A 23,535-nucleotide genomic window follows, 5' to 3' on the forward strand; every position below is an offset into this window, starting at 1 on the left:
CAGAAAATGAAATTTACTTGTACACATTAACATCTCTATCTGTACGAGTGGATTTGCAAAACTGAATTTATTCGTACTGACATCGCCCGCCTTTGTGCACCGTGCACCCAAACAAGTTTGGCTCATTCCTGCCTCAGCCCCACAAAAAAGGCCCGCCAATTGGCGGGCCTTTTTCATACACAATTGGAAATTTTCCAATCAACTTTCAACCCTACTCCACTACCACGCGCTGCACGCTCGGCGCACGGCCGGCGGCCTGCACCGTGAGTAGATAGGTACCGGCAGCCAGGCCGGTCATGGGCAGTTCGGTGGCCGTGCCACTGAAGGCGCGGGTGGCTACCGTCTGGCCCAGCACATTGCGCAGGGTGACCTGAGCAGCGGTGGTGGCAGTGGCCAGCTTCAGGTTCAGGGTGCCGTGGCCGGCTACCGGGTTGGGGTACACGCTGAACGCGCTCTGCTGAGCGGCGGCGGTAGCCGTAGCCGTAGTTGTTACCGTGAAGGTCACGCCGTTGCTGGGGATGCCGGTGGCCGTGGTGATAACCACGTTGCCGGAGGTAGCACCGGCCGGGATGGTGAAGGTAATGGTGGTGCCATTCACCACCGTGAAGCCGGTTACGGCCACGCCGTTGATGGTGGCTGCCGTAGCTCCCGTAAAGTTGCTACCCGTGACCGTAACAGTGGTGCCGGCCGGGCCGCTGGTGGGGCTCAGGCTGGTGATGGCCGGGGCCACAGGCGGCGTGGCGCAGGTCAGCGTCAGCCCGAAGTTGCCAACCTCGGTGGCATCGTAGCCATTCACAAAGACGAGGTAATTGACTCCATACTGCGAAGCAAACGTCACGGTCGAGCACGTGTTCGCGCCGGTATCGTCGTTGCCCCTTACGCAGGTGTAAGAGCCGCAACGGCCCGTGAATACGAACAGTTTGGTGTCAAAGTCCGTGACGGCGTTGCAAGTAGTCACCGTCATGCTGGCTCCGGTGCCCACCACCGTATAGAACACGCCGCCCGGGCCGATGCTGAGGGTACAGGCAGCGGTGGGGTCGCCGGTAGACGTGGCACCCAGGTTAGTGCCGTTTATGGTTTGCCCGCAGGCCAGCGGAATGGCACCGGTGCACTGGTCGTTGGGCAGCGGCAGCAGGAAAGGCGTAGTCGAAGTGCCGCTACCGATGGGCGCGGTTACGGTAATGGGGCCCGAAGTAGCGCCGGTGGGCACCACCACGGTAATCTGCGTGGCCGAAACCACTGTGAATGTCGTCGCGACGGTGCCATTGAAGGAAACCTGCGTCGCCCCGGTGAAGTAGTTGCCGGTAATCGTCACCAGCGTGCCCACTGGCCCGCTGGTGGGCGTGAACGAGGTGATGACCGGTACCTGCAGCGTGAAACGGGTGGTGGAAACGGCAATGCCGTTGGGCGTAGTCACGGTGATGAGGCCCGTGGTAGCGCCGGTAGGCACGGTCACGGTAATCTGCGTGGCCGAAACCACCGTGAACACCGGAGCCACCGTGCCGTTGAACGTCACGCGCGTAGTACCAGTGAAGTTGGTGCCGGTAATCGTCACGACCGTGCCGGGCACGCCGATAGTGGGCGTGAACGAGGTGATGGCCGGAGCCGCCGGGATGGTGAAATTAGTAGCCGAGGTGCCCGTGCCCAGCGGCGTAGTCACCGCAATAGGTCCCGTGACGGCCCCGATGGGCACCACCACGGTAATCTGGGTGGGCGAATTCACTGAATAGACCGGTGCGCTCGTACCGGCGAAGGTAACCTGCGAAGCGGCCGTGAAGTTGGTGCCGGTGATGACCACCGTGCTACCCACCGCACCCGTAGCGGGCGTGAAGCTGGTAACCGTGGGCGGCACCCCTACCAGGAACGACGTGGCCGATACGGCCGTGCCGGCCGGCGTGGTCACGCTGATGAGGCCGCTAGTGGTACCGGCAGCCACCGTCGCAGTGATGCTGGTAGCTGATGCTACAGTGAATGTAGCGGGCGTGCCGTTGATGTTCACAGCCGTGGCCCCCGTAAAGTTGGTGCCCGTGATGGTAACCACCGTGCCCACCGGCCCGCTGGCGGGCGTGAAGCTGGTGATGGTGGCACCCGGACCCGGCGCGATGGTAAAATTGGCATCCGAAATATCGAAGAAGTAGTTGTCGGCCGCTTCCACCATCACACGGGCCTGGGCCGTGCTCACATTAGGCACGACTACCGTAGCAGTGCCGTTGTTGAGCACATTTGAGGCCAGCAACACCGGGTAAGTGAGGCCGCCGTCGAGGCTCAGGCGCAGGTTCACGATGGCGCAGCTCACGGGGGCCGCGTCGGTGCCGGCCACGTTCCAAGTTATAGTCTGCGCGGTGCCACCGGTCCAGCTAACGGCCGTGTTGGGGGCCGAAATCACGAAGGGACCAGCGGTGCTCACCACGTTCAGGTTCACGAAAGCGCTGTAGTCGACGCCGCCAATCACACCGGCGGGGCCGCTGTGCTGGTCACGGGCCGTGCAGCGGAATTTCAGGGTGCGCGTCACGGTGGGCAGGCGCTCGCCGATGACGGTGGTATTGTTCACCAGGTCGGTGAGGCGCGGGAAGTAGCGGGTGCCGTCCAGCAGTGGCACGAACGAGCGGAACAGCGGCACGTTGTCGTTGGCAACCTGTGCGTCGTTCGGGGCCTTCTGCGAGCCGAGGTCCATTTCTTCCCACATGTAGGTCAGGGGGTCGTTTTCGGCATCCGTGGCCGTAGCCGTCAGCTTAAAGGGCGTGCCCATGGGCAGGGTTTTGCCACTGGCCGGAGCCGTTACCACGGGAGCCGTGTTGCCGGTGGCCGCATCGGTGCCGCAGGTCGTGCTGGTGATAAAGGCCCGCATCTCCTGGTAATTGCCGGTGTGGAAGGTAGCATCGGAGTGCGCCTGCAGGTCGTTGGTGGCGGTGCAAATACCGGCGTAGGCCATGATGGTCGTGCCCGAGCCCGGCTCCCAGGCCGTGGTGCCGTTGCGGTTGCCGCCGGCGCAGCTGCCCGCATTGCCGTTGAACGGGTGGTTGCCGGAAAACTGGTGTCCCATTTCGTGGGCCACGTAGTCGATATCGAAGGCATCACCTACGGGGTTGGGCAGGCCGGTGACACCTTGGGCCTTGCGGGCCGAGGAGCACACCACGCCCAGGCCGGCAATGCCGCCGCCGCCGGTGCTCACCACGTGGCCAATGTCGTAGTTGACCGAGCCGATGATGCGGTCAACGTTGGACTGGTTCTGGCCCAGCAGGGCGCCGCCGTTGCTGTTGCTGAACGTGGGCGAAGGCTGCGTGCCAATACCGCTCAGAAACACGAGCTGGTCGTTGTTGGGCACCAGCACCATGCGCACGGCCAGCTCTTTCTCATACACGCCCACTACGCGGTTCACGGTGGTAACTTCGGCAGCCAGCACGCTGGTTACCGTGTTGCCTTTGGTTACGGCATACTCGGGGGTGTTGGACAGCGCCAGGCGGTAGGTCCGCAATTGCGAGCCGCTGGCCAGGGCCTTGCCCGCAGCAGCAGCAGCCGTCAGGCGCAACCGGTTGTCTTTCAGTTCTTCGGCGGTGGGGGCAAATTCGCAGGCTGGCATCGGGCCGGCGGCCACGCGGTTCATGTCCTTCCGAAAAAAGCCCAGATAGTGGCGGTTATCGGTGTGGCTAACGGGGTCGATGTAATAAGTTTTGCCGCCCCCGGCCAGCACCTGGGCGTGGAAGCCCTGTGGTGTCAGGTCGAGGCGCACCGAAGCCGACGGGTCGTCGAGGCCCACGCCGGCGTAGGTTTTAATGGTTGGGTACTTGCGCGCCAGCTCCGGGTCCATCACCGAGGTTTCGCGCACGGCGAAGCGGCTGGTGCTGCCATCGGGCCGGGGCAGCGCCAGCACCAGCGGGGCGGCACTGGACCGGATTTCGGGCGGTGCCGTGGCCAGGGCGGCCTGCAGGCTGTTCACGTCCAGCGTGAGGGCCTGCGAGTGGAACAGCGCCGCCGCAAGTGGCGAAGCGGCGGCCACACGGCGGGCCTCGGCATCGGCCTCAAAAAACTGAGGTGCGGTTTGTTGAGCATTGGCTCCGAGCGTCAGGCCCAAGGCCAGCAGCACGGCCCCGATACGGCCCCGGCCGCCTGTTGCCGGCCGAAGGGTGGCCGGCCAGCGTGAGTAACGTTGTGTCATTAAAAGAGGAAAATGGTATGTAAGAGTAAATCTAAGGAATAACCTCTACCATGGGGCATTTTGTCTGCTAATTGGCTGATTTAGTCGACAATTACTCTTTCAACAGTTGCCCTTCAACCCCAACACAATCACTCATATTCCCCAAACACAAAAAAAGCTCCTGGAAATACCAGGAGCTTTTTTATTGTGTTTGGGGAATAAATAAGGGCGCCGGCGGCTACTTGTCCCGCAGGTAGCTCACCATCAGCTCAGCGGTTTTTTTGGCGGCCTGGTGCTGGCCCAGCTTTTCGCGGAGCTCGGCGTAGCCGGCTTTCATGCGGGCCAGATAGGCTTGGTCGGTGAGCAGGGCGCGCAGCTCGTCGAGCAGGTTGCGGGCCGTGAAGTCACCCTGAATCAGCTCTTTTACCACCTCGCGGCCGGCAATCAGGTTCACCAGCGAAATGTAGGGCACCTTGATAACCATCTTGCCGATGGCGTAGCTCAGCGAGCTGGTGCGGTAGCACACTATCTGCGGCACGTCGAACAAAGCGGTTTCGAGCGTGGCCGTGCCGCTGGTGACGAGGGCCGCCGTGGCGTGGCTGAGCAGGTCGAACGTCTGGTCAAAAACGAACCGGATGCCGTTGCGGTGGAAGTGCTTGTAGTAGTTAGGGTCGAGGTTGGTGACGCCGGCCACCACGAACTGATACTCCTGAAAACCCGGCAGAATGGCAATCATCTCGTGCAGCATCTCCTCAATTTCCTGCTTGCGCGAGCCCGGCAGCACGGCAATAATGGGCTTGCCGGCCTCCAGGCGGTTGCGCTCGTAGAAATCGGTGGTGGGCTTAAACTCGGCCACGGCATCGGCCGTGGGGTTGCCCGTGTAGTCGACGGGGTAGTTGAATTTCTGGTAGAACTCCGTCTCGAAGGGCAGGATGACGAACATCTTGTCCACCCGGGCCTTCACCTGCTCAACGCGGCCCTGGTTCCAGGCCCAAATTTTGGGCGAGATGTAATAGAACACCTTGATACCATTCTCCTTAGCGATTTTGGCCATGCGCAGGTTGAACCCGGCGTAGTCGACCAGAATGAGCACATCGGGCTTGTAAGCCAGCAAATCCTGCTGGCACTGCTTGAGGTAGCCCCGGAACTTAAGGATGCTAGTGGCCGCTTCCAGAAAGCCCATGATGGCCAGGTCCTGGTAGTGGCGCACCAGCTCACCGCCTTCAGCCTGCATCATGTCGCCGCCCCAGTAGCGGAACTGCGCGTCGGCATCCTGCCCGCGCAGCTCGTGCATGAGGTTGGCAGCGTGGAAATCGCCCGACCGTTCGCCGGCTATTAGGTAGTATTTCAATTTGTTACGCCATCCTGAGCATTCCCCGAATGAAGGGGCGACGAAGGACCTTATCACGTCCGCGCCGCTTGGGTTAGTAATTCTGACAAAAGCGCCCGTGATAGGATGCTTCCTTCGTCAGCATGACAACGGCCTAGTTGCCGTAGTATTCCACGAAGTTGCGCGGCGTTTCGTAGAGTTTGATGCAGTGCAGCTTAGCCGGGGTAATGGCGGGCAGCTCGCGCTCGATGATTTGCCAGAAGGCGATGGCCAGGTTTTCGGTGCTGGCCATCTGGCCGGCCATGAAAGGCACGTCGAGGTTGAGGTTTTTGTGGTCGACTTGCTCGGTGATGTGCGTACGCAGCAGGTCGGACAGGGCTTTGAGGTCGACTACGAAGCCGGTTTCGGGGTCGGGCTCGCCTTTTACCGTCACAATGAGGTCGTAGTTGTGGCCGTGCCAGTTGGTGTTGGCGCAGGGGCCGAATACTTCGCGGTTGCGCTCCTCGCTCCACTTGGGGTTGTAGAGCTTGTGGGCGGCGTTGAAATGTTCCTGGCGGCTGATGTATATCATTCTGATTTTTAGCTGTTAGCTACTAGCCATTAGCCATTAGCTTTCAAATAAGCGCTTCTGAAAGCGGCTTACCGCCGTCAGCAATCAGCTAACGGCTTAATTAGTTTTCCGCAGCAAATATACGAAGAAGGGTACCCCGAACAGGGCCGTGACCAGCCCCACCGGCAGCCCGGCCGGCGGGTAGAGCAGCCGTGCCAGCAGGTCGCAGGCCAGCAAAAAGGCCCCGCCCAGCACCGCGCACACCAGCAGATTGTAGCGCCCCGTGGTGCCCAGCAGCCCCCGCGTGAGGTGCGGCACCAGCAAGCCCACGAAGCCCACCGGCCCGCACAGCGCCACCACGCCGCCCGTGAGGCCGGCCGCCAGCAGCACCAGCAGCCAGCGCCGCCGCGCCACCGGCAGGCCCAGAGCAGCAGCCCGCTCCTCCCCCAGCAACAGCAGGTTGAGGTCTTTCTGCAAAAAAGCCAGCACAAACAGGCTGATAACCAGTGCGGCAGCCGGATACGGCAGCACATCCCACCCAGCCCGTTCGAAGCTACCAAACGCCCAGAACACCACGCTCCGCAGGCTGCCCTCGGGCGAGGCCAGAAAGGTGAGCAGGCTGCCCACGGCCGCCGCCAGCGCCCCCACGGCCACGCCCGCCAGCAGCAGCGGGGCGGGCAGAATTTTGCCACGCCGGGTGCCCAGTGCCACCACCAGCAGCGTGGCCGCGAAGGCCCCCGCAAGGGCGGCCACCGGCGGCAGATACACGCTCATAAACGTGAGTGACGGCACCAGAACATAGCAGGCAATAGCCCCTAAAGAAGCTCCCGAGGCCGTGCCCAGCAGGTAGGGGTCGGCCAGCGGGTTGGTGACGAGGGTTTGGAGGAGGTAGCCGCTCACGGCCAGGCTGGCCCCGGCCAGCAGCGCCAGCAGCAGACGCGGCAGGCGCAGCTGCACCAGCACCAGCTGGGCGGGGTCGGCAGGGTTGTAGTGCTGGAAGGTGTTCAGGATGAAGCTGTACGACGTAGCGTAGCTGCCCACGCGCAGGCCCAGTACCAGCAGCGACAGCGCGAGCAGCAAGCCGATTATCAGCCACAACGCAGGACGACGAACCGGCATCAGCGGGCGGGAATGGGTGGTTTGGGCGGAGCCTGGTTCAGCAAGCCTTGCAGCTCGCGCACCGACTCGACCACACGGGGACCGGGCCGCTCCATGAGGTTGCCGGTGATGGGGAACACGCGCCGGTTTTTATACGCATTGATGCGCCGTAGCTCGGGGTAATTCTTGAAAAAGGTGCTGTCCAGCTTCCCGAAGTTGCCGCCGAGCAGCACGTCGGGATTCAGCTTGAGCACGTACTCGCGGGTGAGAGCCGGGTAGGGCTGCGGGAAAGTTTCGGTGATGGCATTGCGCCCGCCGGCGAAGCGAATCTCATTGGTGAACAGCGTATTCTGACCGTAGCAATAAATGGGGTCGAGCCAGGTAATGGCCAGCACTTTGGGGGTTTTGGCGGGGCGCGCGGCTGAAAGCGTGAGCTGCCGGAGCTGCTGCCGGAGCGAGTCCGTCAGGTGCCGGGCCTGGGCGGTGCGGCCCAGCAGGCGGCCCACGTCGTCGATGCCCTTGAACACGTCCTCCACGCGGCGGTAGCGCTGGAAATATACCGGAATGCCCAGGTCCTGGAGGCGTTTGGCGTCATCGACGGAGGTAATGCCTTCGATGGTGAAAACCACGTCGGGCTTCAGCAGCACCAGCTTTTCCAGGTCGAGCGGGTAGTTATTCACCACCGGCTTGCGGTAGACGGCGGCGGGATAATCGTCCTGTGGCACGCGGGCAACGATGGTGGCGGTATCGGCCACGGCAAACAGCATTTCGGTCATGCTGGGGGCTAGGGCCAGTACGCGGCTCGGATGGGCGGGTATTTTCATGGACCGGCCCAGGTCGTCGCGCACCTGCACGGTGCCCGTTTTCCCGGCCTCGGATTGGCAACCCAGCAGCAGGGCCAGGGGTAAAAGCAGCATCAGAACACGCATGGCGCAAAGGTAGGCGAGCGGCCCCACGGCCCGGCGCGCCGGTATACCTTTGCCCTTCCCCGCTTCAATCTCCGCTCCCATGATAGTAGTCACCGGCGCAGCCGGCTTTATTGCCAGCTGCTTAGTTTCCCGCCTCAACGCCGCCAATTTCAACGACATCGTCGTGGTGGATAATTTTTCCATCGAGAAGAAGCTGCCCAATATCGAAGGCAAAAAGCTGCGCGAATACGTGGACCGCGAAACGTTTTTCGACTGGCTCGATGCCAACCACGAACAGGTGGAATTCATCTTCCACCTCGGGGCCCGCACCGATACCACGGAGATGGACCCGGCCGTGTTCGATGTATTAAACTTGAACTATTCCAAGCAGATGTGGCAGGCCTGCGTGAAGTATAATCTGCCGTTGGTCTACGCCTCCTCGGCCGCGACTTATGGCGACGGCACGCTGGGCTACACCGATACCGACGAGGCGCTGTTCCCCCTCTACCGCCCGCTGAACCCCTACGGCGATTCGAAAAACGACTTCGACAACTGGGCTTTGCAGCAGGAAGAAAAGCCGTATTTCTGGGCCGGATTGAAGTTTTTCAACGTGTACGGGCCGAATGAATACCACAAGGGCCGCATGGCGTCGGTGATAATGCACGCCTTCCACCAGATTCAGCAGTCGGGCTCGATGATGCTGTTCAAATCGCACAACCCTGACTACACCGACGGCGGCCAGATGCGCGATTTCGTGTACGTGAAGGATGTGGTGGAAGTATGCTTTTTCCTGCTGAACCACCGCACGCATTCCGGCATTTACAACCTGGGCAGCGGCCAGGCCCGCACCTTCCTGGACCTGGCCTTGAACACGTTCAACGCCCTGGGCCGCACGGCCGATATCCAGTTCCGGGACACGCCCGAGGATATTCGCGATAAATACCAGTACTTCACCGAGGCTGATATGAGCAAACTCAAAAGTATTGGCTACGACCGGCCGTTTACGCGTCTGGAAGATGGCATTGCCGATTACGTGCAGAACTACCTCGTGCCGGGGCGGTATATGTAATACTCCCGTTTGTCATGCTGAGCGAAGTCGAAGCATGACGTTCTTTGGTTCCGCTCTATTCAAATACCTCTCCGCCCGTGCCCCAACTTGCTCGTCCCGTTATTACCGTTGTGGGCGGCGGCTTCGCGGGCACGGCGCTGGTGTTGCAATTGCGGCGGCAGCCGGCGTTGGCTGCGGCTGAAATTCATCTCATTGAGCCGCGCGACGTACCCGGCCCCGGGCTGGCCTACACCGCCCGCCGCCCCGAATACCTGCTCAACGTGCGCCCCGGCGGCCTGAGTCTGTACCCGGACGAGCCCAACCATTTTGCCGACTGGCTGCAAACCCAACCCGAAAGTGCCGCCGGACTGCCGGAATTCGCTTCCCGCGCCGCTTATGGCCGCTACCTGCGGGAGGAGCTGGCGCAGGAATTAACCACGGCCGCCGTGCGCTGGCACCACACTACCGCCGTGGCCGCTCCGCTCCTGCCCGATGGCCGGCGCGCCGTGCTGTTGGCCGATGGCACCATAATCAGCAGTGATATCGTGGTGTTGGCTCTCGGCAACTTCCCGCCCCCGCCCCCCACCGGTCCCGACCGGCGCTACCTCCAGCACCCCGGCTACCACGCCGACCCGTGGGCCATCGGCAACCTGCGCCGCATCGGCCCCGATGAAGAAGTACTGCTCATCGGCTCGGGGCTGACGGCGGTGGATGTGCTGCTAGCCCTGCGCCAGGATGGGCACCGCGCTCCCATTACCGTAGTGGCCCGGCACGGGCGCTGGCCCTCGGCGCATGGCCCGCTCATGGCTCCCTACCCCAGCTTTTATCCCGAACTGGCCCACGAAACTACCGTGACGGGTGTGGTCGCGGTGTATAAGCGGCACCTGAAACTGGCCGCCGCGCAGGGCCTCGACTGGCGGCCGGTGCTGGATTCGCTCCGGCCCGATTTGGGCCGCATCTGGGCGGCGTGGCCGCTGGCGGAGCAGCGCCGGTTTCTGCAGCATCTGGCGGGATTGTGGGCCGTGGCCCGGCACCGCAGCCCACCCCAGAATGCGGAGGCAGTGGCCGCCCTCACGGCCGCCGGGCTGGTCCAGCTGCACATTGGCACGGTGCGCGAGATTCTGCCTGAAGGCAACCGGCTACGGGTGGGCGTGCGAACTCATAGCCCAGAGACTTGCTGGCATACCGCCGACCACGTCGTCAGCTGCGCAGGGCCGCTACTGGACTACACCCGCATTGCCGACCCATTGGTGGTGAGCCTGCGCGAAGCCGGGGACCTTACTCCCGACCCGTTGCACCTGGGCCTGCTGACCGATGCCCACGGCGCGCTGCTGAACGCTGCCGGGGCGGTTTCGCCGGGCCTGTTCACGCTCGGCCCCAGCCGCCGGCCGGCTTATTTTGAGTCGACGGCGGTGCCGGAATTGCGGCAGCAGGCGGCGGCGCTGGCAGCCCATCTGGCACAATAAAAAAGCCCTCGAAATAGAATTTCGGGGGCTTTGCATACCGGTTTTGGCTTGTGGTTAGGCCGCCATGTTTTGCTGGCCGGGATAGAGCGGCAGCACGGTGGCCTCGTCAGCAAAGAAGGACGAAGAAGTGGCATTAACTGCGGGAGCAGCGGCCGGGTCGCTAGCGTGATGGCGTAGGGCACGCATCAGCAGGTAGCGGTATTTCTCGGCATCGGCCACGGCTTGCTCGATGGCATTCAGAGCGGCATCATAGGCTACCACCGGCTGCAATTCGCGGCGCGGGCGGCGGGCTTCAAACACTTGGTTTTTGAGGTATTCGGCGGCGGACTTCATAGCGGAAAAGCGGCTGTATTTAGGTCATATGACAGCGCACTTTATTAACTCTAAAATCCTCGTTTTCATTCCACAAAGCAATGTTTTACCACTTTTTCAGCAAGCAAAATCGCAGTTAAAATCTCACGGATTTTAACTGCGATTTTATCATTTATCCAGCTCTTTTCTCAGGCAATTTTCAGCACCACTTTGCCAAATTGCGCGCCCGCGTCGAGGCGGCGCAGGGCGGCTTCTCCTTCGGCCAGCGGGAAGATTTCATCAATCACCGGCACCAGTTTTTTCTCGCTCACCAAGGCCAGCATGTCCTCAAAATCCTGCGCCGTGCCCATGGTGGAACCCAGGATGCTGAGCTGCTTCCAGAATATTTTGGCGGGCGGCACATCGGGGATGTTGCCCAGCGTGCCGCCGTAGAACACGATGCGGCCGCCGGGCGTGGCCGCATCGAGCAGCGCCCCGAAAGCCGCCCCCGCCGCGCTGTCGACGATGACATCGAACGCGCCGCCAGCTTGATGGGTGAGGGCTTTCACCCAGTTTTCGGCGTTGTAGTTGATGCCGCCTTTGGCTCCCAGCGCCTGGGCGCGGGCTATTTTTTCCTCGGAGCTGGACGTTACCCACACCTCGGCACCCCGGGCCACGCACAGCTGCACGGCCGTGATGGCCACGCCGCCGCCCACGCCGGTTACCAATACCCGCTCGCCGGGCTGCACTTTGGCGCGGGTGAAGGCCGCCCGGTATGCCGTGAGGCCCGCCAGCGGCAGCGCCGCCCCCTGCTCGAAGCTGAGGTGGGTCGGCAGCGGCCGGATGTATTGGGCCGGCAGGGTGATGTATTCGGCAAACGTGCCGGGGTCGGGCATGCCGAGGACCACGAAATCGCGGGCCTGGGCGCGGGGGTTAGTGCCCCAGCGCAAGCCCGGGTTGATGAGGACGCGGGTGCCCACGGCCGGCGCATCGGCGGGCACGTCGGGGCCGTGGGCGGCTACTTCGCCCGCGCCATCGGCCCCGAGGGTGCAGGGCAACTTGATGCCGGCATACTTGCCCTGCTGAATGAACACGTCGCGGTGGTTGAGGGCGGCAGCGTGCAGCTTCACGAGGATTTCGCCGGGGCCGGGCGTGGGCGTAGGCACTTCGCGCACAACGGCGGGCTGGTGGATAGCATCGAGCTGGAGAGCTTGCATGGGTTGTTTTTGGGTTTTGGATTAGTGGCGAACAATAAGGAACGTCATGCAGAGCGCAGCGAAGCATCTTTACCGTGGAAGCATATCATTTACTACCGAGGTAAAGATGCTTCGCTGCGCTCTGCATGACGTTCTACATATTAATAACAGACTACACCGTCTCCATTTTCTCCCCGCCCTTGAGCCCGATAAACGCCAGCGGGCCGGCGATGAACAAGCCAGTGGCCAGCCCGCCGAGGTGGGCCGCGTTGTCGATATTGCCGGTGAGGCCGGAGAGCAGGTTGCTGAGCACCAGGTAGAGCACCAGGCCCAGCATGGCGCGGCGGTCGGACTTATCGAGCACCAGCTTCTTGCCAATCAGCAGGGCCAGCAGCAGGCCGTAAAGGCCAAAAATGGCCCCGCTGGCGCCCACGGAATTAATGCCCTGGGTATTCCACCACAGACTGGCCAGGCCACCGCCCACCCCGCAGGCCAGGTACACCAGCAGCAGGCGCAGCGGCCCCACCCGGTCTTCCACCAGCAAGCCCAGCAGCCAGAGCGAGAGGATATTCAGCAGCAAATGCGAGAGGCCGGCGTGCACAAACATGTAGGTGAGCAGCCGCCAGGGCTGGCCATACAGCGTGAGGTCGGTGACGTTGGAACCCCAGCGCACGAGCTGCTGCGCGGTGGGGTCGGAGGCCGGTACGCCGTTGAGCATCATCAGGCCGAATATCAGCAGGCAGGCATCAATCAGCAGAGGCGTGGCCAAGAAGCGGCGCGAAGGGATGAGCAGCCCGCGCAGCAAATCGCCCAGCAGCTGGGGCCAGGTTTCGTGCTCGGTTTCGGCTTTGGCGGGTGGCGGCACGGGGCGGGCGGTGTCGGGCAGCAGGCCGCGCCGGTTGAGCTCGGCCACGGCGGCGGCCCCCACGGCGGGCGGGTAGCGGGCCGAATTCTGGGCCAGGTACAGCAGCTCGGCTTCGGGCTTCTGGGCAAAAAGCTGGGCAGCCAGCGCGGCCGTGGAGCCGGGGGCGTGGTCGGGAGGAGATGGTTCCATTAGAAAGCCGGACGCGGCAAGGAGTGCGCCAGCTTCCCCAACCGGCCAATTTGCCAGATGTTGGAAACTGAGGTCCGAGGACCAACTCCCCTCCTTACCAAGGAGGGGACGCGGCCGCGAAGCGGACGCTGGGGTGGTTGTGGCGTTGGGTGACACTGAGTAGCAACCAAAACCCCTTGAAATACCTGCTCAACGAAGCGGCCACCCACACCCCCCGTTTCAGCTTCACTGAAACATCCCCTCCTTACCAAGGAGGGGGGTTGGCTACCCTCCCGCTATAGCCGCACCCGGCGCACGATGGTATTATAAGGCTGCCCCGTGACCGGCGATTTCGGCAGCAGGCCGGAGAGCAGGTCGCTGACATCGGCGGTGCGCTTGCGGGTCTGGTCGTTTTCGTAGCTCTGGGGGTTGTTGGCTACTATCAGCAGGTCGTTCAGGCCTTCCTGCTGCTGTTGGGCCACGCGGGTCATGATGTCGAGATGGTCGCTCATGGCTGGGCCGAATTTATAGCTGTAGCGCAGGGCCTTGTTCCACTGCTCCCAGGTGGCTCCTACTGCCTGGATGTGGCCGGGCAGGGCCGCGTCGAGCTGGCCCCGGCGGGCCTGGTTCATCACGTATTCGGTCTGGGTTTCGGCCGTCCAGAAGCGCTTGGCCAATTCGCGGTACTGGCGCAGGGGCATGGCCTCCTTAGCCGCAGCGGCCCGCTCGGCGGCCGGAATGCGCTGCACCTGCCGCTGCACGCTGGCCACCACGGCCGGCCCGAAATCGGGAATGGTGGAGGTGGCAACTTCCGTGAGGCGGGGTGGCGCTTTGGGTTTGGCCGGGGCGGTGGTGGCAGGTGCGGGGTCATTTTTGTGGTTGATGAAGTAGAGCACGCCCAAGGTCAGGGCCAGCACTACGGCCACGGCCAGTACCAGCGGACCGGTTGGCAGGCCGCGGGTGGGTGGCGCATATGCTACTTCGGCTGGGGCGGGTGCCGGCTGGGGCAGCGCCACGCCCCGGCGGCGCAGCTCGCGGCGGGCTTCGGCCACAATGTCGGGCTGGTAGTGGTCGGGGTTTTCGATGAAGAACTGGAGCTCAGCGTCGGTTTTCTGATGGTAGAAGTCGGTGATGGAATCGGCCACGGCAAGTGGAATATTGGGTGAAAAGGAAAGTTCTCAGCAAGATGGCAAACGCCGCGCAATCTACCGCGCCCAACCGTGCGGGCCGGCCGCCGTAAACCCAACCACGGGGCTGCTACCGCGCCTCCTTCATCCTTCTCATTTCCTCTCAATCATGCCTGACCCCACGCAAAACCCCACCGACCCGCAGCCCGACTACGCGCCCACTTCCAGCACCCCCGACGATACTTCGGAGCAGGAGGCCACCGTGAACGCCACGCCCGACAAAGGGCCTGACGAACAGCCCCGCACCGGTACTACCATCCCCAGCAGCACCCAGCAGAACATGGGCGACGGGGCCGGCATTCGCGGCGACTACGGCGACGCCAGCCAGACCAACGGCCTCGAAGGCGGCCCCGATACGCCCGACCAGCCGATGACTGACACCGAACTGACGGGCTCGTAAACCCGGCAACAGCAAAATAGAACGGTCATGCCGAGCGCAGCCGAGGCATCTCGCATGTGGTAGTAATTCCATCGCAAGGAAAGATTTACTGTCACACGCGAGATGCCTCGGCTACGCTCGGCATGACCGTTCTCATAACCGTTCTTCATTAAGCAGCAATCAGACTGCGGGGCTTAATGGCGTAATTTGCGGCAATTATTCCTGCTGCTGATTTTCCCTTGATGCGTCGTTTCCTTTCCGCTGGTCGGTTTTTGTTTTTTCTGGTGCTGCTGAGTGGTTTCTGCGGCTCACTGCCCACCCTGGCCCAAACGGCGGCCGACTCCACCGAAGCTCTGCCCCCGCCAAAGCGCGAATTGCGCGGCATGTGGATTGCCACCGTCGAAAACATCGACTGGCCCAACCAGCGCGGCGAGGCCCCCGAGCAGTACCGCCGCGACTATCGCCGCCTGCTCGATGCCGGCCAGCGCGCCGGCCTCAACGCGGTGTTCGTGCAGATTCGGCCCGCCTCGGATGCCTTCTATAAATCAGACCTGGAGCCTTGGAGCAAGTGGCTGACCGGCGTGCAGGGCAAGGCCCCCGCCGGCGGCGACGACCCCCTGCCCTTTCTCATTACCGAGGCGCACCGGCGCGGCATGGAGTTCCATGCCTGGTTCAACCCCTACCGCGCCACCATGGATTCGGTGACGCGCCGGCTGGCTGCTAACCACCCCTACCGCCAGCATCCGCAATGGTTTTTGCGCTATGGGGGGCAGCTGCTGTATAATCCCGGCCTGCCGGAGGTACGGACGCACATCACTCGCGTGATTATGGACGTGGTGCGGCGCTACGACATCGACGCGGTGCATTTCGATGATTATTTCTACCCCTACCCCGACCCGGGAAAGGTGTTTCACGACGAGGCAGCCTTCCGCGACTTCAACCCCGACAGTCTGAAAAAGCTGGCCGACTGGCGGCGGCAGAACGTCAACATCCTCATCCACGACCTGCACGACAGCATTCAGAGTGCCAAGCGCTGGGTGAAATTTGGCATCTCGCCGTTTGGGGTGTGGATGAACAAGTCGAAGGATTTCCCGCAGGGGTCTGATACGCGGGCTGGGCAGCCGTCGTATTCGAATTTGTATGCCGATACGCGGCTGTGGCTGGAAAAGGGCTGGATTGACTACGTGGTGCCGCAGCTGTACTGGAGCTCGAACTTCCGCCTTTGCCCCTACCCCGTGCTGGTAAAATGGTGGGCCGAGAACCACTTCGACCGCCACCTGTACATCGGCCACGGCACCTACCGGATGCTGGAAAGCACCCGCTCCGACACCACCTGGCGCAACGCCCGCGAGCTGCCCCGCCAGATTCGGACCAATCGCGCCACCGACGGCGAGGCCATCGGCAGCGTATTCTTTTCGGCCAAATCGGTGCTCACCAATCCCCTTCACACCACCGATTCGTTGCGGCAGGACCTGTTTCGCTACCTGGCCTTGGTGCCGGCCATGCCCTGGAAAGACGCCACCCCGCCCCTGCCGGTGACCAACCTCACCCTGCGCCGCCTCAGCCACTACGTGACCCTGAACTGGCAGTCCGGCCCGCCCGCCGCCGACGGCGATGCGGCCACCTACTACGTCCTCTACCGCTTCGAGCCCACCGAGGCCAGCACCCCCAACGACCCGCGCCGCATCCTGGCGCTGCCCCGGCCGGCCCCCGGCTTCCCCGCCACCTACGTGGACACCACCGCCGTGCCCGGCCAGGCCTACGCCTACTACGTAACGGCCGTGGACCGCCTGCACAACGAAAGCCGGCCCATGCGCGTCATCACCACCGGCCAGCAATCGGCGGAGCTGGCCTTGGGCCAGGCCCCCGGCGGCGCGCCCCGGCCAGCGGCTCCGGCCGTGGCCACGCAGCCCGCGCCGGCAGCCCAGCGCCCCACCATCCGCCTCAACGCCCCGGCCGATAAGCCCGAGGCTTCGGCACCGTTCTCCAAAATCAAAATCAAGGAGAAGCCGGCGAAGAAGAAGGGCTTTTTCGCACGGTTGTTTGGCGGAGGGTAATGCTCGCCCTGTCCCTTCGGCTAACATGCAAAAGCGGCCTTCCCCAATGGAGAAGGCCGCTTTTGCATGTTAGCCGAAGAAGGTTAAGTCCTTACAGCGTCTTGTACTCGAAGCGCACGCGGGCGTTGGAGCCGGCCGAGCTTTGCTTCACGCTGAGGATGCGCAGCAGGGCAAACTCGGCGGCGCGAATGCGTACGGCGTACACGTCGCCAGCCGCTACGGGGCCGAGGTCGGCGCTGACGCTGGCGGCCGAGGCCACGCCGTTGGCGTAGAGGGCCGTGCCCACCGCGTTGGCCGTGGGCGCGGAGTAGAAGCCCCGGTCAAGCTGCAAAGGGGTGATTTTGGTGTAGCGCGTGGTGTTGGCGGCCGAGAGGTACACGCCGCCGCTCACGCCGCTCACAAACAAATCCTTGGCGGTAGCCGGGTTGGCGGCCGGCTCGATGAGGCCGGTGCGCAGGTTGAAGGCTAGGGAATCGGGCGTAGCATTGGGGCCGCCGCTGATGCGGCCGGTGCGCAGCGTGGCCAGCGCCGTGGGGTTGGTCACGTTGATGGGCGGGGCCGTGACCGTCACGGCCTGCACCGCCCCGTAGGCCGTGAAGGAATAGGTGACGGGCTGGCCGTTGGTGTTGCGCGGAATGGTCACGTCCACGGTGCGGGTGTTGGCCGCACCGTTCGAGGGGTTCCGAATCACGCCCACCCGCACCGGCGCACCGGTCCCGATGCGGTAGAAGGTGGTGAGGCTGTCCACGGCCTTGAACAGCGGGTTGGCGGCCGTGAGCACGGCCGGCGGCGTGGGCAGCGCCCCAATTCCGGTTTCGTTGGTGATGAGCGAGTAGCCGATGATGTCGCCCTCGCTCTGGGCCGTTGCGGCCAGCGTGTTGCGGTAGGTGGCCGGCGTCGCGCCAAACTTAAGGGTGATGGGCTGGGCCACGGTGTAGGTGAAGCGGCGCAGGCGCTTGGCCCCGTTCTGGAAGGTCAGGGTCACATCCACGCGCACGGGCACGCCGTTGGCGGCATTGGCGGGCACCGTATAGGGCACGGCCTGGGCCAGCAGGCCCCCACTGGCATTGAAGGCCCCGTTGGCTGGGTACACGCCGGTCTGCACCGAGTCGGCCTTGTTTACCACCTGAAACACGGTGATGTCGCGCAGCTGGTCAGTTTCGTTATAGGTCACGTAGAGCGGCACGGCATCGCCGGGGGCGTAGCGGGGGCTCAGGGGCACGCGGGGCAGCCCCAGCCCGGCAAAGCCCGAATCCGACGACTCGTTGGTCGGGGCGTGGAAATAGTCGTCGAGCTCGTTCTTTTTGCAGCCGCCGAGCAGCAGCCCCAGCACCGGCAAGGCCAGCAGCAGGTTTTTGGTTGAGAAGAAATTCATATCGGGAGGGAATGGAAGTTTAGAGGAAGATGGATTCGGCGCTCGCCCGTCATGCTGAGCGCAGTCGAAGCATCTCTACCGCAGCAGTAATTCAATTAAAAGGAATAGTTACGCAGTAGAGATGCTTTGACTGCGCTCAGCATGACCTTTCTGGCGAGGTCAGCCAAGCCCGCTTTACGGCCGGTCAAACCACAGATTCTTGGTGACGTACTCCTGGTCACCGGCCGTGGTGCCCACCGCCACGCCGGCCTCGTTGTAGAGGGCCGCGATGGCGTTGGGGTTCACCGTGACTTCGGTGGCTCCCGGCAACAGGCGGCGCGGGAACTTGTTGCCCGTCAGCGGCGGGATGGTGTTGCCGGAATACGTCGGGTACAGGAAGTTCACGTAGAGGTCGCTGCGGAAATCGTAGCGGCGCAGGTCCGACCACGAGTCCGGGTTCAGGAACATGGCAATGTATTTCTGCTCCATGATGTGGCGCAGCGTGAGGGCCGTTTCATTCTGGGGCAGGGCGGCGCTGGCCAGGTAGGCCGTAATCTGCCCGTCGAGAATGACCGGGAACGTGACGGCCGGGGGCGAATACGAGCCGCCCGCGCCCACCTTCTTCATGTGCGCCGTGATGCCGGCCCGCAGCGCATTGAAAGCCCGGAGCTTGTTGCCGGCCAGGAAGGCCGCCTCGGCCTCAATAAACTTCAGCTCGTGGTAAGTGATGGCCTCGTAGTAGCCCAGGTCGCGGGCGTACCAGCCACCGTAGAAATCGGTGATGTTGGTAGTGCCCGGCGTGAGGTTGGCCGTGGTGCTGGTGCCCCGGCCGGGGTCGATGCCCTGACTGTTGGTGGGCGTGAGGATGCCGAAGCGCGGGTCAATCACGCCGGGGTAGGTGGTGCCGTTCAGGTACTTCACGATGTTCGACGAGAACGTGGCCGTGCCAAAGTTGGCCCGCGTCACCCCAAAAATATTGGTCGTGTTCGAGAGCGGGGCAATGGCCGTCTGGAAGTTAATCTGGGCATCATCGGCCGTGCTCTGGAAGGCTTTGTCGCAGAGAGCCAGCACGGCGTTGGGGTCGTAGCTGGTCTTTTTGGTGAGGTGCTGGGCCTGGCGGGCCTTCAGGGCGTAGGCCAGGCGCACCCACTTGGCGGCATCGCCCTTGTAGAGGATGTCGCCGCTTTCGCTGGGCGAGGTGCTGTAGAAGGGGCGCACCTGGGCGCTGGCGGGCTTGCTCATTTCCACCACGCCCTCGTCGCAGAGCTTGTTGATGGTGGCGTAAATCTGCTGCTGCGAGTCGTACTTGGGCGTGAAATTGGCCCCGCCTTGGTAGGCTTCGGAGTACGGAATATCGCCCAGCATATCGGTGGCATGGGCCAGAATCATGGCCTGCATAATCTTGCCCGCCCCGATGTAGTACACCGAACCCTCGGCCTCCGCCGCCTTCTGCATGGTCGGGATGTTGCCGCCCGACTGGAAGTAGGAGTAGTTGAAGGTGTTTGTGCTTTGGGCGTTGGTGAAGAAATACTGGTCGTTGCCGCCGCTGTTGGCCGTGCGGCTCACCACGTACTGCGTGATGTAGGGCGTGCGCAACGCCGTGAACATCTGCGTCTGAATGCCATTGGCAATGATGCCCGGCAGCAGGAAGTTGGGCGTGGAGACGACCGGGTTGTTGGGGTTGTTGTTCACGTCGAGAAACTTCTCGCACGCGGTAAGGGCCGGGAGGCTAAGTAACAGGCCGAAGCCTAGGATATATCTTTTCATCGGAGGAATTATTAGGATGTAGGGGCGGGGCTTGTCCCCGCCCGCAGTTCGCGCCACATGGGCATCGTTCAACGACGGGCGGGGGCAAGCCCCGCCCCTACTCGGTTAGAAATTGACCCGCACGGCCATGTCCACGCCACGGGTGGCGGGCACGTTGCCGAAGTCGAAGCCATTGGAGCCGCCGCCGCGCACGCCCGCGCCGGCCGCCGACGTTTCGGGGTCGGCCCCGGTGTAGCCGGTCAGCAGTATCAGGTTGCGGCCGGTCACGCTCAGCTCCACGCCTTTGATGTATTTGGTGGGGCTCAGCAGGCTGGCGGGCAGCGCGTAGCTGAGGGTGGCGTAGCGCAGGCGCGCCCACGAGCCATCCTCGATGAAGGCGGTGCCCACCCGGCCCAGAATGCTGGTGTAGTAGGTCTGGGTCAGCTCCACGGGGCGGGTGTTGGCGGAGTAAGTCACGCTGCCGTCAGCATTTTTCTTGATGGTGCCGTCGGCGTTGAGCGGGGCCACTACGCCATCGAACACCACCTGCTTGTAGCGGTCGGCGGTGCGCTGCGAGGTGCCCACGCCGGTCTGGTACCAGTCGTTGCCGTTCACCACTTTGCCGCCCACCCGGAAGTCGAACAGCGCGGCTAATGACAGGCCTTTGTAGGTGAACGTATTGGTGAGTTGCGTGGTGAAGCGCGGGGCACGGTTGCCGGCGTAGCCCAGAGTGGTGTTCACGCTGGGGTAGCCCGTCGAGCTCACGATGACTTTGCCGTAATCGGGGCTGTTGGGGTCGGTCACGCGGTTAAAATCGGTGGCCCCGATGCTGGAAATGGCCCGGCCGGGGAAGGCGCCGCCCTCGTGCACGTCGGTGATGAAGGCATCGGACTGAAACACCACCGTGAGCGGATAGGGCAGCTCTTCCACGCGGTTGGTGTTGTGGTAGAAGTTGGCAATGATGTCCCAGCTGAAATCCTTGCTCTTGACGGGCGTGCCAGTGAGGGCAATTTCCTGGCCCTCGTTGGTCACGATGCCGCCGTTGATGTACTGCAGGATGAAGCCGGCCGCCTGGCTCACGCGGGGCGCGATAATCTGGTCGGTAGTACGCGAGTAGTAGTAGTTGAAGTCCAGACCCAGGCGGTTTTTCAGGAACTGCAGGTTGACGCCGGCCTCGTAGGTGCGGGTGCGCTCGGGCTTGAGGTTGGGGTTCGAGCCGAAGAAATCATTACGGAAGCCGCCGCCGATGTAGGTGTTCTGGGCCAGCGCGGCCTGGATGCGGTAGGGCTGCGTGTCCTTGCCCACCTCGGCCACCGAGGCGCGTACCTTGCCGTAGTTCAGGATGTTGTTCTGCTCCAGGCCCAGGGCCTTGGTGAACTCATAGCCCAGGCCGGCCGAGCCGTAGAGGAAGCCCTTGCCGTAAATCTTGTTCTGGTCGGGGCGCGGCAGGGTCGACGACTGGTCGTAACGAGCCTGCAATTCCACAAACAGCTGGTTGAAGGCGCTCACGCTCAGACGGGCAAAGTTGCCAATGAGGTGGCGTGTATTGTCGCGCTGCAAGGCGCTGCGGTTCACGGTGTTGTTCAGGCCCACAAAGCCGGGGTTCTGGAAAATCAGGCCGATGTAGTCCACGGCCTGGTCCTTGTTTTCCTCAATCGTGTTGCCCAGGATGAACGTGCCGCCGAAGTTTGAGCTGAAATCATGCGTAAACGTGGCCAGCGACGTGGCCGTGATGAGGCGGAACTGGTCCACGGTTTCGGCCAGGCCGCCGTTCTGATTGCCCACCTGCGAGGTGCCCACGGCGCGCACCGAGGTGTTGCGCGAGGTGTACAAATCGGTACCGATGTTGTGGCTCAAAGTCAGCCATTTGGCGGCCTTGAAGCTCAGCTGCACGTTGCCGATGAAGCGGTTGGTGCGGTCGGTCTGCGGGTTTTTCTCAACGGTGAAGTAGGGGTTGTCGGCGTCGGCATCGGTGCCGTTGCCCAGGGCCAGCAGGCGGCGGCGCGAGCCATCGGGGTTGAGGTAGTTGCGGGCATCGTCGCCGCGCGGCCAGTTCAGCAAGCTCAGCAGATAGCCGCCCGACGAACCGAACAGGCCCGGCCCCTGAATGGGCCGCTCGCCGCCCGAGGTCAGGTACTGCGCCGAGCCGCTCACATTGAGCCGGGGCGAGATTTCGGCCGTGCCCGACAGGCGCACGGTGGTTTTGTCGTACTTGCTCTGGGGCGTCACGCCGCTCTGCTGCAGGTTGGAGGCCGACACGAAGAACGTGGCCTTATCCGAGCCGCCCGACATGTTCAGGAAGTTCTGGTAGGTGTAGCCCTTGCGGTAGAAGTTAGCCAGGTTGTCATACACCGGCTGGCCCGGCGTGAAGCGCGGCCCGAACGACACCCGCGTGGTGCCATCAAACACGCCGCCCGAACCCTGGCCGTACTGGTCCTGCATTTTGGGCAGGCGGTTCACCTCATCCACCGAAACCTGCGAGCGCACATTCAGCGTAGTGCGGCCGGAAGTGCCTTTTTTGGTCGTAATCACCACTGCGCCACCAGCAGCGCGCAGGCCGTAGAGGGCAGCGGCAGCCGGCCCTTTCAGCACCGTGATGCTGGCAATGTCCTCGGGGTTGAGGTCGCCGGCGCGGTTGGCCGCACCCACCGAGCGGCCCAGCAGGCCGTTGAACTGCGAGCCCGCGCCCGGCGCGGCGCTTTCCTGAAACGAGCCGTTGTCCATAATCATCCCGTCGATGACGAACAGCGGCTGGTTGTCGCCATCCAGCGACGTACCGCCCCGGATAACGATGCTGGCCCCTTCGCCCGGCGCGCCGCCCGAGGAGGTGATGTTCACGCCCGCCACCTTGCCCTGCAGGGCGTTCACCACGTTGGTCTGGCGCGAGTCGATGATGTCTTTGCTCTTCACTTCCTGCACGGCCGTCACCAGCTCGCGCTTGTTTTGGGCAATGTTGTAGGCCGTCACCACCACCTCATCGAGGCCGGTAGTGCTTTCCTTCAGGGCCACGTCGATGTTGCCGCTGGCATCCACCGTGCGCTCCTGCGACGTGTAGCCAATGAAGCTGAACACGATAACCGCGCCCGGCGCGGCCGATAAGGAATAGCGGCCGTCGGAACCGGTGGTGCTGCCGATGGTGGTGCCCTTCACGAGCACGGTCACGCCCGGGAGTGGGCTTTGGTCGGTGCCCGAGGTGACGGTACCCGACACAGTGCGGGCCGTCTGGGCCCAGCCGGGCGTGGCCAGCAGCAGGCCCAGCAGCAGCAATAATAGCCAGTATGTTTTCTTCATGAGAAGGGGAATTAGGGTGAGAAATTGGGGGTGAGAGTCAATAAAAAAGGCCGGGACCCGGCGCGGTACGCGCTCAGGTTCCGGCCCTGGGTAAAGGCGGCAGGTGGCAACAGCAGGAAGCCGCGCAGGACATCGTATTCAGGACAAGAAGGGTGGGAAATGGAAATGAGGGGTCAAATGTGCGAAATATTCAGGAAACATTCAGCGGAAACCACGCCGCCTCATCACCAACAAATTAGCACATTCTATTTTATAATTATTTATTTTTCAATATTTATCAGCACAATATCACCCCTGATTTTCACCTGACAATCAAGCCCAAATGACCAAAGCCAATGCCCCAGGCGGGCCAGTCTGGGCATAGTTGCTCTATCGGGGCTTGCAGGGCTCTCGCCAAGCCATTCATCAGCAAACCATTCGGCATTAGGCAAGCATCAACTTTTTGCGATATTAGCCACCTCATCCT

The 23,535-nt window shown here is 62.9% G+C and carries 16 protein-coding genes; 4 read left to right on the plus strand and 12 right to left on the minus strand.

What is annotated here, in order from left to right; all coding sequences use genetic code 11:
- Positions 1-211: 211 nt before the first annotated feature.
- The 5 genes from ACYU70_RS10825 to ACYU70_RS10845 form a co-directional block, all read right to left on the minus strand.
- A complete protein-coding gene (locus ACYU70_RS10825) occupies positions 212-4,156 on the minus strand; it encodes an IPT/TIG domain-containing protein (RefSeq protein WP_342299653.1) in 3,945 nt (1,314 codons plus the stop codon).
- Between the two features lie 217 nt (positions 4,157-4,373).
- Positions 4,374-5,486, minus strand: coding sequence for a lipid-A-disaccharide synthase (gene lpxB, locus ACYU70_RS10830; protein WP_342299654.1), 1,113 nt, complete (start codon positions 5,484-5,486; stop codon positions 4,374-4,376).
- 133 nt (positions 5,487-5,619) lie between these two features.
- Entirely contained in the window at positions 5,620-6,036 is a 417-nt protein-coding gene (locus ACYU70_RS10835; protein WP_342299655.1) for a 6-pyruvoyl trahydropterin synthase family protein, read from the minus strand.
- Positions 6,037-6,132: 96 nt separating this feature from the next.
- Positions 6,133-7,134 carry a FecCD family ABC transporter permease gene (locus tag ACYU70_RS10840; RefSeq protein WP_342299656.1) on the minus strand — a complete coding sequence of 334 codons (1,002 nt, stop codon included), beginning with the start codon at positions 7,132-7,134 and terminating at the stop codon, positions 6,133-6,135.
- Entirely contained in the window at positions 7,134-8,042 is a 909-nt protein-coding gene (locus tag ACYU70_RS10845) for an ABC transporter substrate-binding protein (protein ID WP_342299658.1), read from the minus strand. Before ACYU70_RS10845 ends, ACYU70_RS10840 begins: the two co-directional genes overlap by 1 nt.
- A gap of 79 nt (positions 8,043-8,121) precedes the next feature.
- Here ACYU70_RS10845 and rfaD point away from each other — a divergent pair, with 79 nt between their 5' ends.
- Positions 8,122-9,090, plus strand: a complete 969-nt coding sequence (rfaD, locus tag ACYU70_RS10850; protein WP_342299660.1) for an ADP-glyceromanno-heptose 6-epimerase — start codon at positions 8,122-8,124, stop codon at positions 9,088-9,090.
- Positions 9,091-9,167: 77 nt separating this feature from the next.
- Positions 9,168-10,535 (plus strand): FAD/NAD(P)-binding protein, encoded by a 1,368-nt coding sequence (locus tag ACYU70_RS10855; protein ID WP_342299662.1) that lies wholly within the window; start codon positions 9,168-9,170, stop codon positions 10,533-10,535.
- A gap of 54 nt (positions 10,536-10,589) precedes the next feature.
- Here ACYU70_RS10855 and ACYU70_RS10860 read toward each other — a convergent pair whose 3' ends face one another.
- The 4 genes from ACYU70_RS10860 to ACYU70_RS10875 form a co-directional block, all read right to left on the minus strand.
- The gene (locus ACYU70_RS10860; protein WP_342299664.1) at positions 10,590-10,868 is read right to left on the minus strand and encodes a hypothetical protein; all 279 of its coding nucleotides are present in this window, start codon (positions 10,866-10,868) and stop codon (positions 10,590-10,592) included.
- A 167-nt stretch (positions 10,869-11,035) separates the two neighbouring features.
- Entirely contained in the window at positions 11,036-12,043 is a 1,008-nt protein-coding gene (locus ACYU70_RS10865; RefSeq protein WP_342299666.1) for a zinc-binding dehydrogenase, read from the minus strand.
- Between the two features lie 151 nt (positions 12,044-12,194).
- Entirely contained in the window at positions 12,195-13,076 is an 882-nt protein-coding gene (locus ACYU70_RS10870) for a rhomboid family intramembrane serine protease (protein WP_342299668.1), read from the minus strand.
- Between the two features lie 275 nt (positions 13,077-13,351).
- On the minus strand, positions 13,352-14,200 hold the full coding sequence (locus ACYU70_RS10875) for a hypothetical protein (RefSeq protein ID WP_342299670.1): 849 nt from the start codon (positions 14,198-14,200) through the stop codon (positions 13,352-13,354).
- A gap of 151 nt (positions 14,201-14,351) precedes the next feature.
- Between ACYU70_RS10875 and ACYU70_RS10880 the strand changes: the two genes are divergently transcribed.
- Both ACYU70_RS10880 and ACYU70_RS10885 read left to right on the plus strand, forming a co-directional pair.
- The gene (locus ACYU70_RS10880) at positions 14,352-14,642 is read left to right on the plus strand and encodes a hypothetical protein (RefSeq protein WP_342299672.1); all 291 of its coding nucleotides are present in this window, start codon (positions 14,352-14,354) and stop codon (positions 14,640-14,642) included.
- A 221-nt stretch (positions 14,643-14,863) separates the two neighbouring features.
- Positions 14,864-16,678 (plus strand): glycoside hydrolase family 10 protein, encoded by a 1,815-nt coding sequence (locus tag ACYU70_RS10885; protein ID WP_342299674.1) that lies wholly within the window; start codon positions 14,864-14,866, stop codon positions 16,676-16,678.
- Between the two features lie 91 nt (positions 16,679-16,769).
- Here ACYU70_RS10885 and ACYU70_RS10890 read toward each other — a convergent pair whose 3' ends face one another.
- From ACYU70_RS10890 to ACYU70_RS10900, 3 genes are all read right to left on the minus strand, one after another.
- Complete coding sequence (locus ACYU70_RS10890; protein WP_342299675.1) at positions 16,770-18,053, minus strand: hypothetical protein; 1,284 nt, start codon at positions 18,051-18,053, stop codon at positions 16,770-16,772.
- Between the two features lie 174 nt (positions 18,054-18,227).
- The gene (locus ACYU70_RS10895; RefSeq protein ID WP_342299676.1) at positions 18,228-19,799 is read right to left on the minus strand and encodes a SusD/RagB family nutrient-binding outer membrane lipoprotein; all 1,572 of its coding nucleotides are present in this window, start codon (positions 19,797-19,799) and stop codon (positions 18,228-18,230) included.
- 105 nt (positions 19,800-19,904) lie between these two features.
- Positions 19,905-23,069 (minus strand): SusC/RagA family TonB-linked outer membrane protein, encoded by a 3,165-nt coding sequence (locus tag ACYU70_RS10900; protein ID WP_342299678.1) that lies wholly within the window; start codon positions 23,067-23,069, stop codon positions 19,905-19,907.
- Positions 23,070-23,535 lie beyond the last annotated feature (466 nt).

It is taken from the genome of Hymenobacter segetis, from assembly GCF_054776495.1.

Bases quoted from the DNA above. Each gene is read 5' to 3' on its own strand.
- ACYU70_RS10825 (WP_342299653.1), bottom strand. From the start codon at position 4,156: ATGACACAACGTTACTCACGCTGGCCGGCCACCCTTCGGCCGGCAACA.
- ACYU70_RS10835 (WP_342299655.1), bottom strand. From the start codon at position 6,036: ATGATATACATCAGCCGCCAGGAACATTTCAACGCCGCCCACAAGCTC.
- ACYU70_RS10840 (WP_342299656.1), bottom strand. From the start codon at position 7,134: ATGCCGGTTCGTCGTCCTGCGTTGTGGCTGATAATCGGCTTGCTGCTC.
- ACYU70_RS10845 (WP_342299658.1), bottom strand. From the start codon at position 8,042: ATGCGTGTTCTGATGCTGCTTTTACCCCTGGCCCTGCTGCTGGGTTGC.
- rfaD (WP_342299660.1), top strand. From the start codon at position 8,122: ATGATAGTAGTCACCGGCGCAGCCGGCTTTATTGCCAGCTGCTTAGTT.
- ACYU70_RS10860 (WP_342299664.1), bottom strand. From the start codon at position 10,868: ATGAAGTCCGCCGCCGAATACCTCAAAAACCAAGTGTTTGAAGCCCGC.
- ACYU70_RS10865 (WP_342299666.1), bottom strand. From the start codon at position 12,043: ATGCAAGCTCTCCAGCTCGATGCTATCCACCAGCCCGCCGTTGTGCGC.
- ACYU70_RS10870 (WP_342299668.1), bottom strand. From the start codon at position 13,076: ATGGAACCATCTCCTCCCGACCACGCCCCCGGCTCCACGGCCGCGCTG.
- ACYU70_RS10880 (WP_342299672.1), top strand. From the start codon at position 14,352: ATGCCTGACCCCACGCAAAACCCCACCGACCCGCAGCCCGACTACGCG.
- ACYU70_RS10885 (WP_342299674.1), top strand. From the start codon at position 14,864: ATGCGTCGTTTCCTTTCCGCTGGTCGGTTTTTGTTTTTTCTGGTGCTG.
- ACYU70_RS10890 (WP_342299675.1), bottom strand. From the start codon at position 18,053: ATGAATTTCTTCTCAACCAAAAACCTGCTGCTGGCCTTGCCGGTGCTG.
- ACYU70_RS10895 (WP_342299676.1), bottom strand. From the start codon at position 19,799: ATGAAAAGATATATCCTAGGCTTCGGCCTGTTACTTAGCCTCCCGGCC.
- ACYU70_RS10900 (WP_342299678.1), bottom strand. From the start codon at position 23,069: ATGAAGAAAACATACTGGCTATTATTGCTGCTGCTGGGCCTGCTGCTG.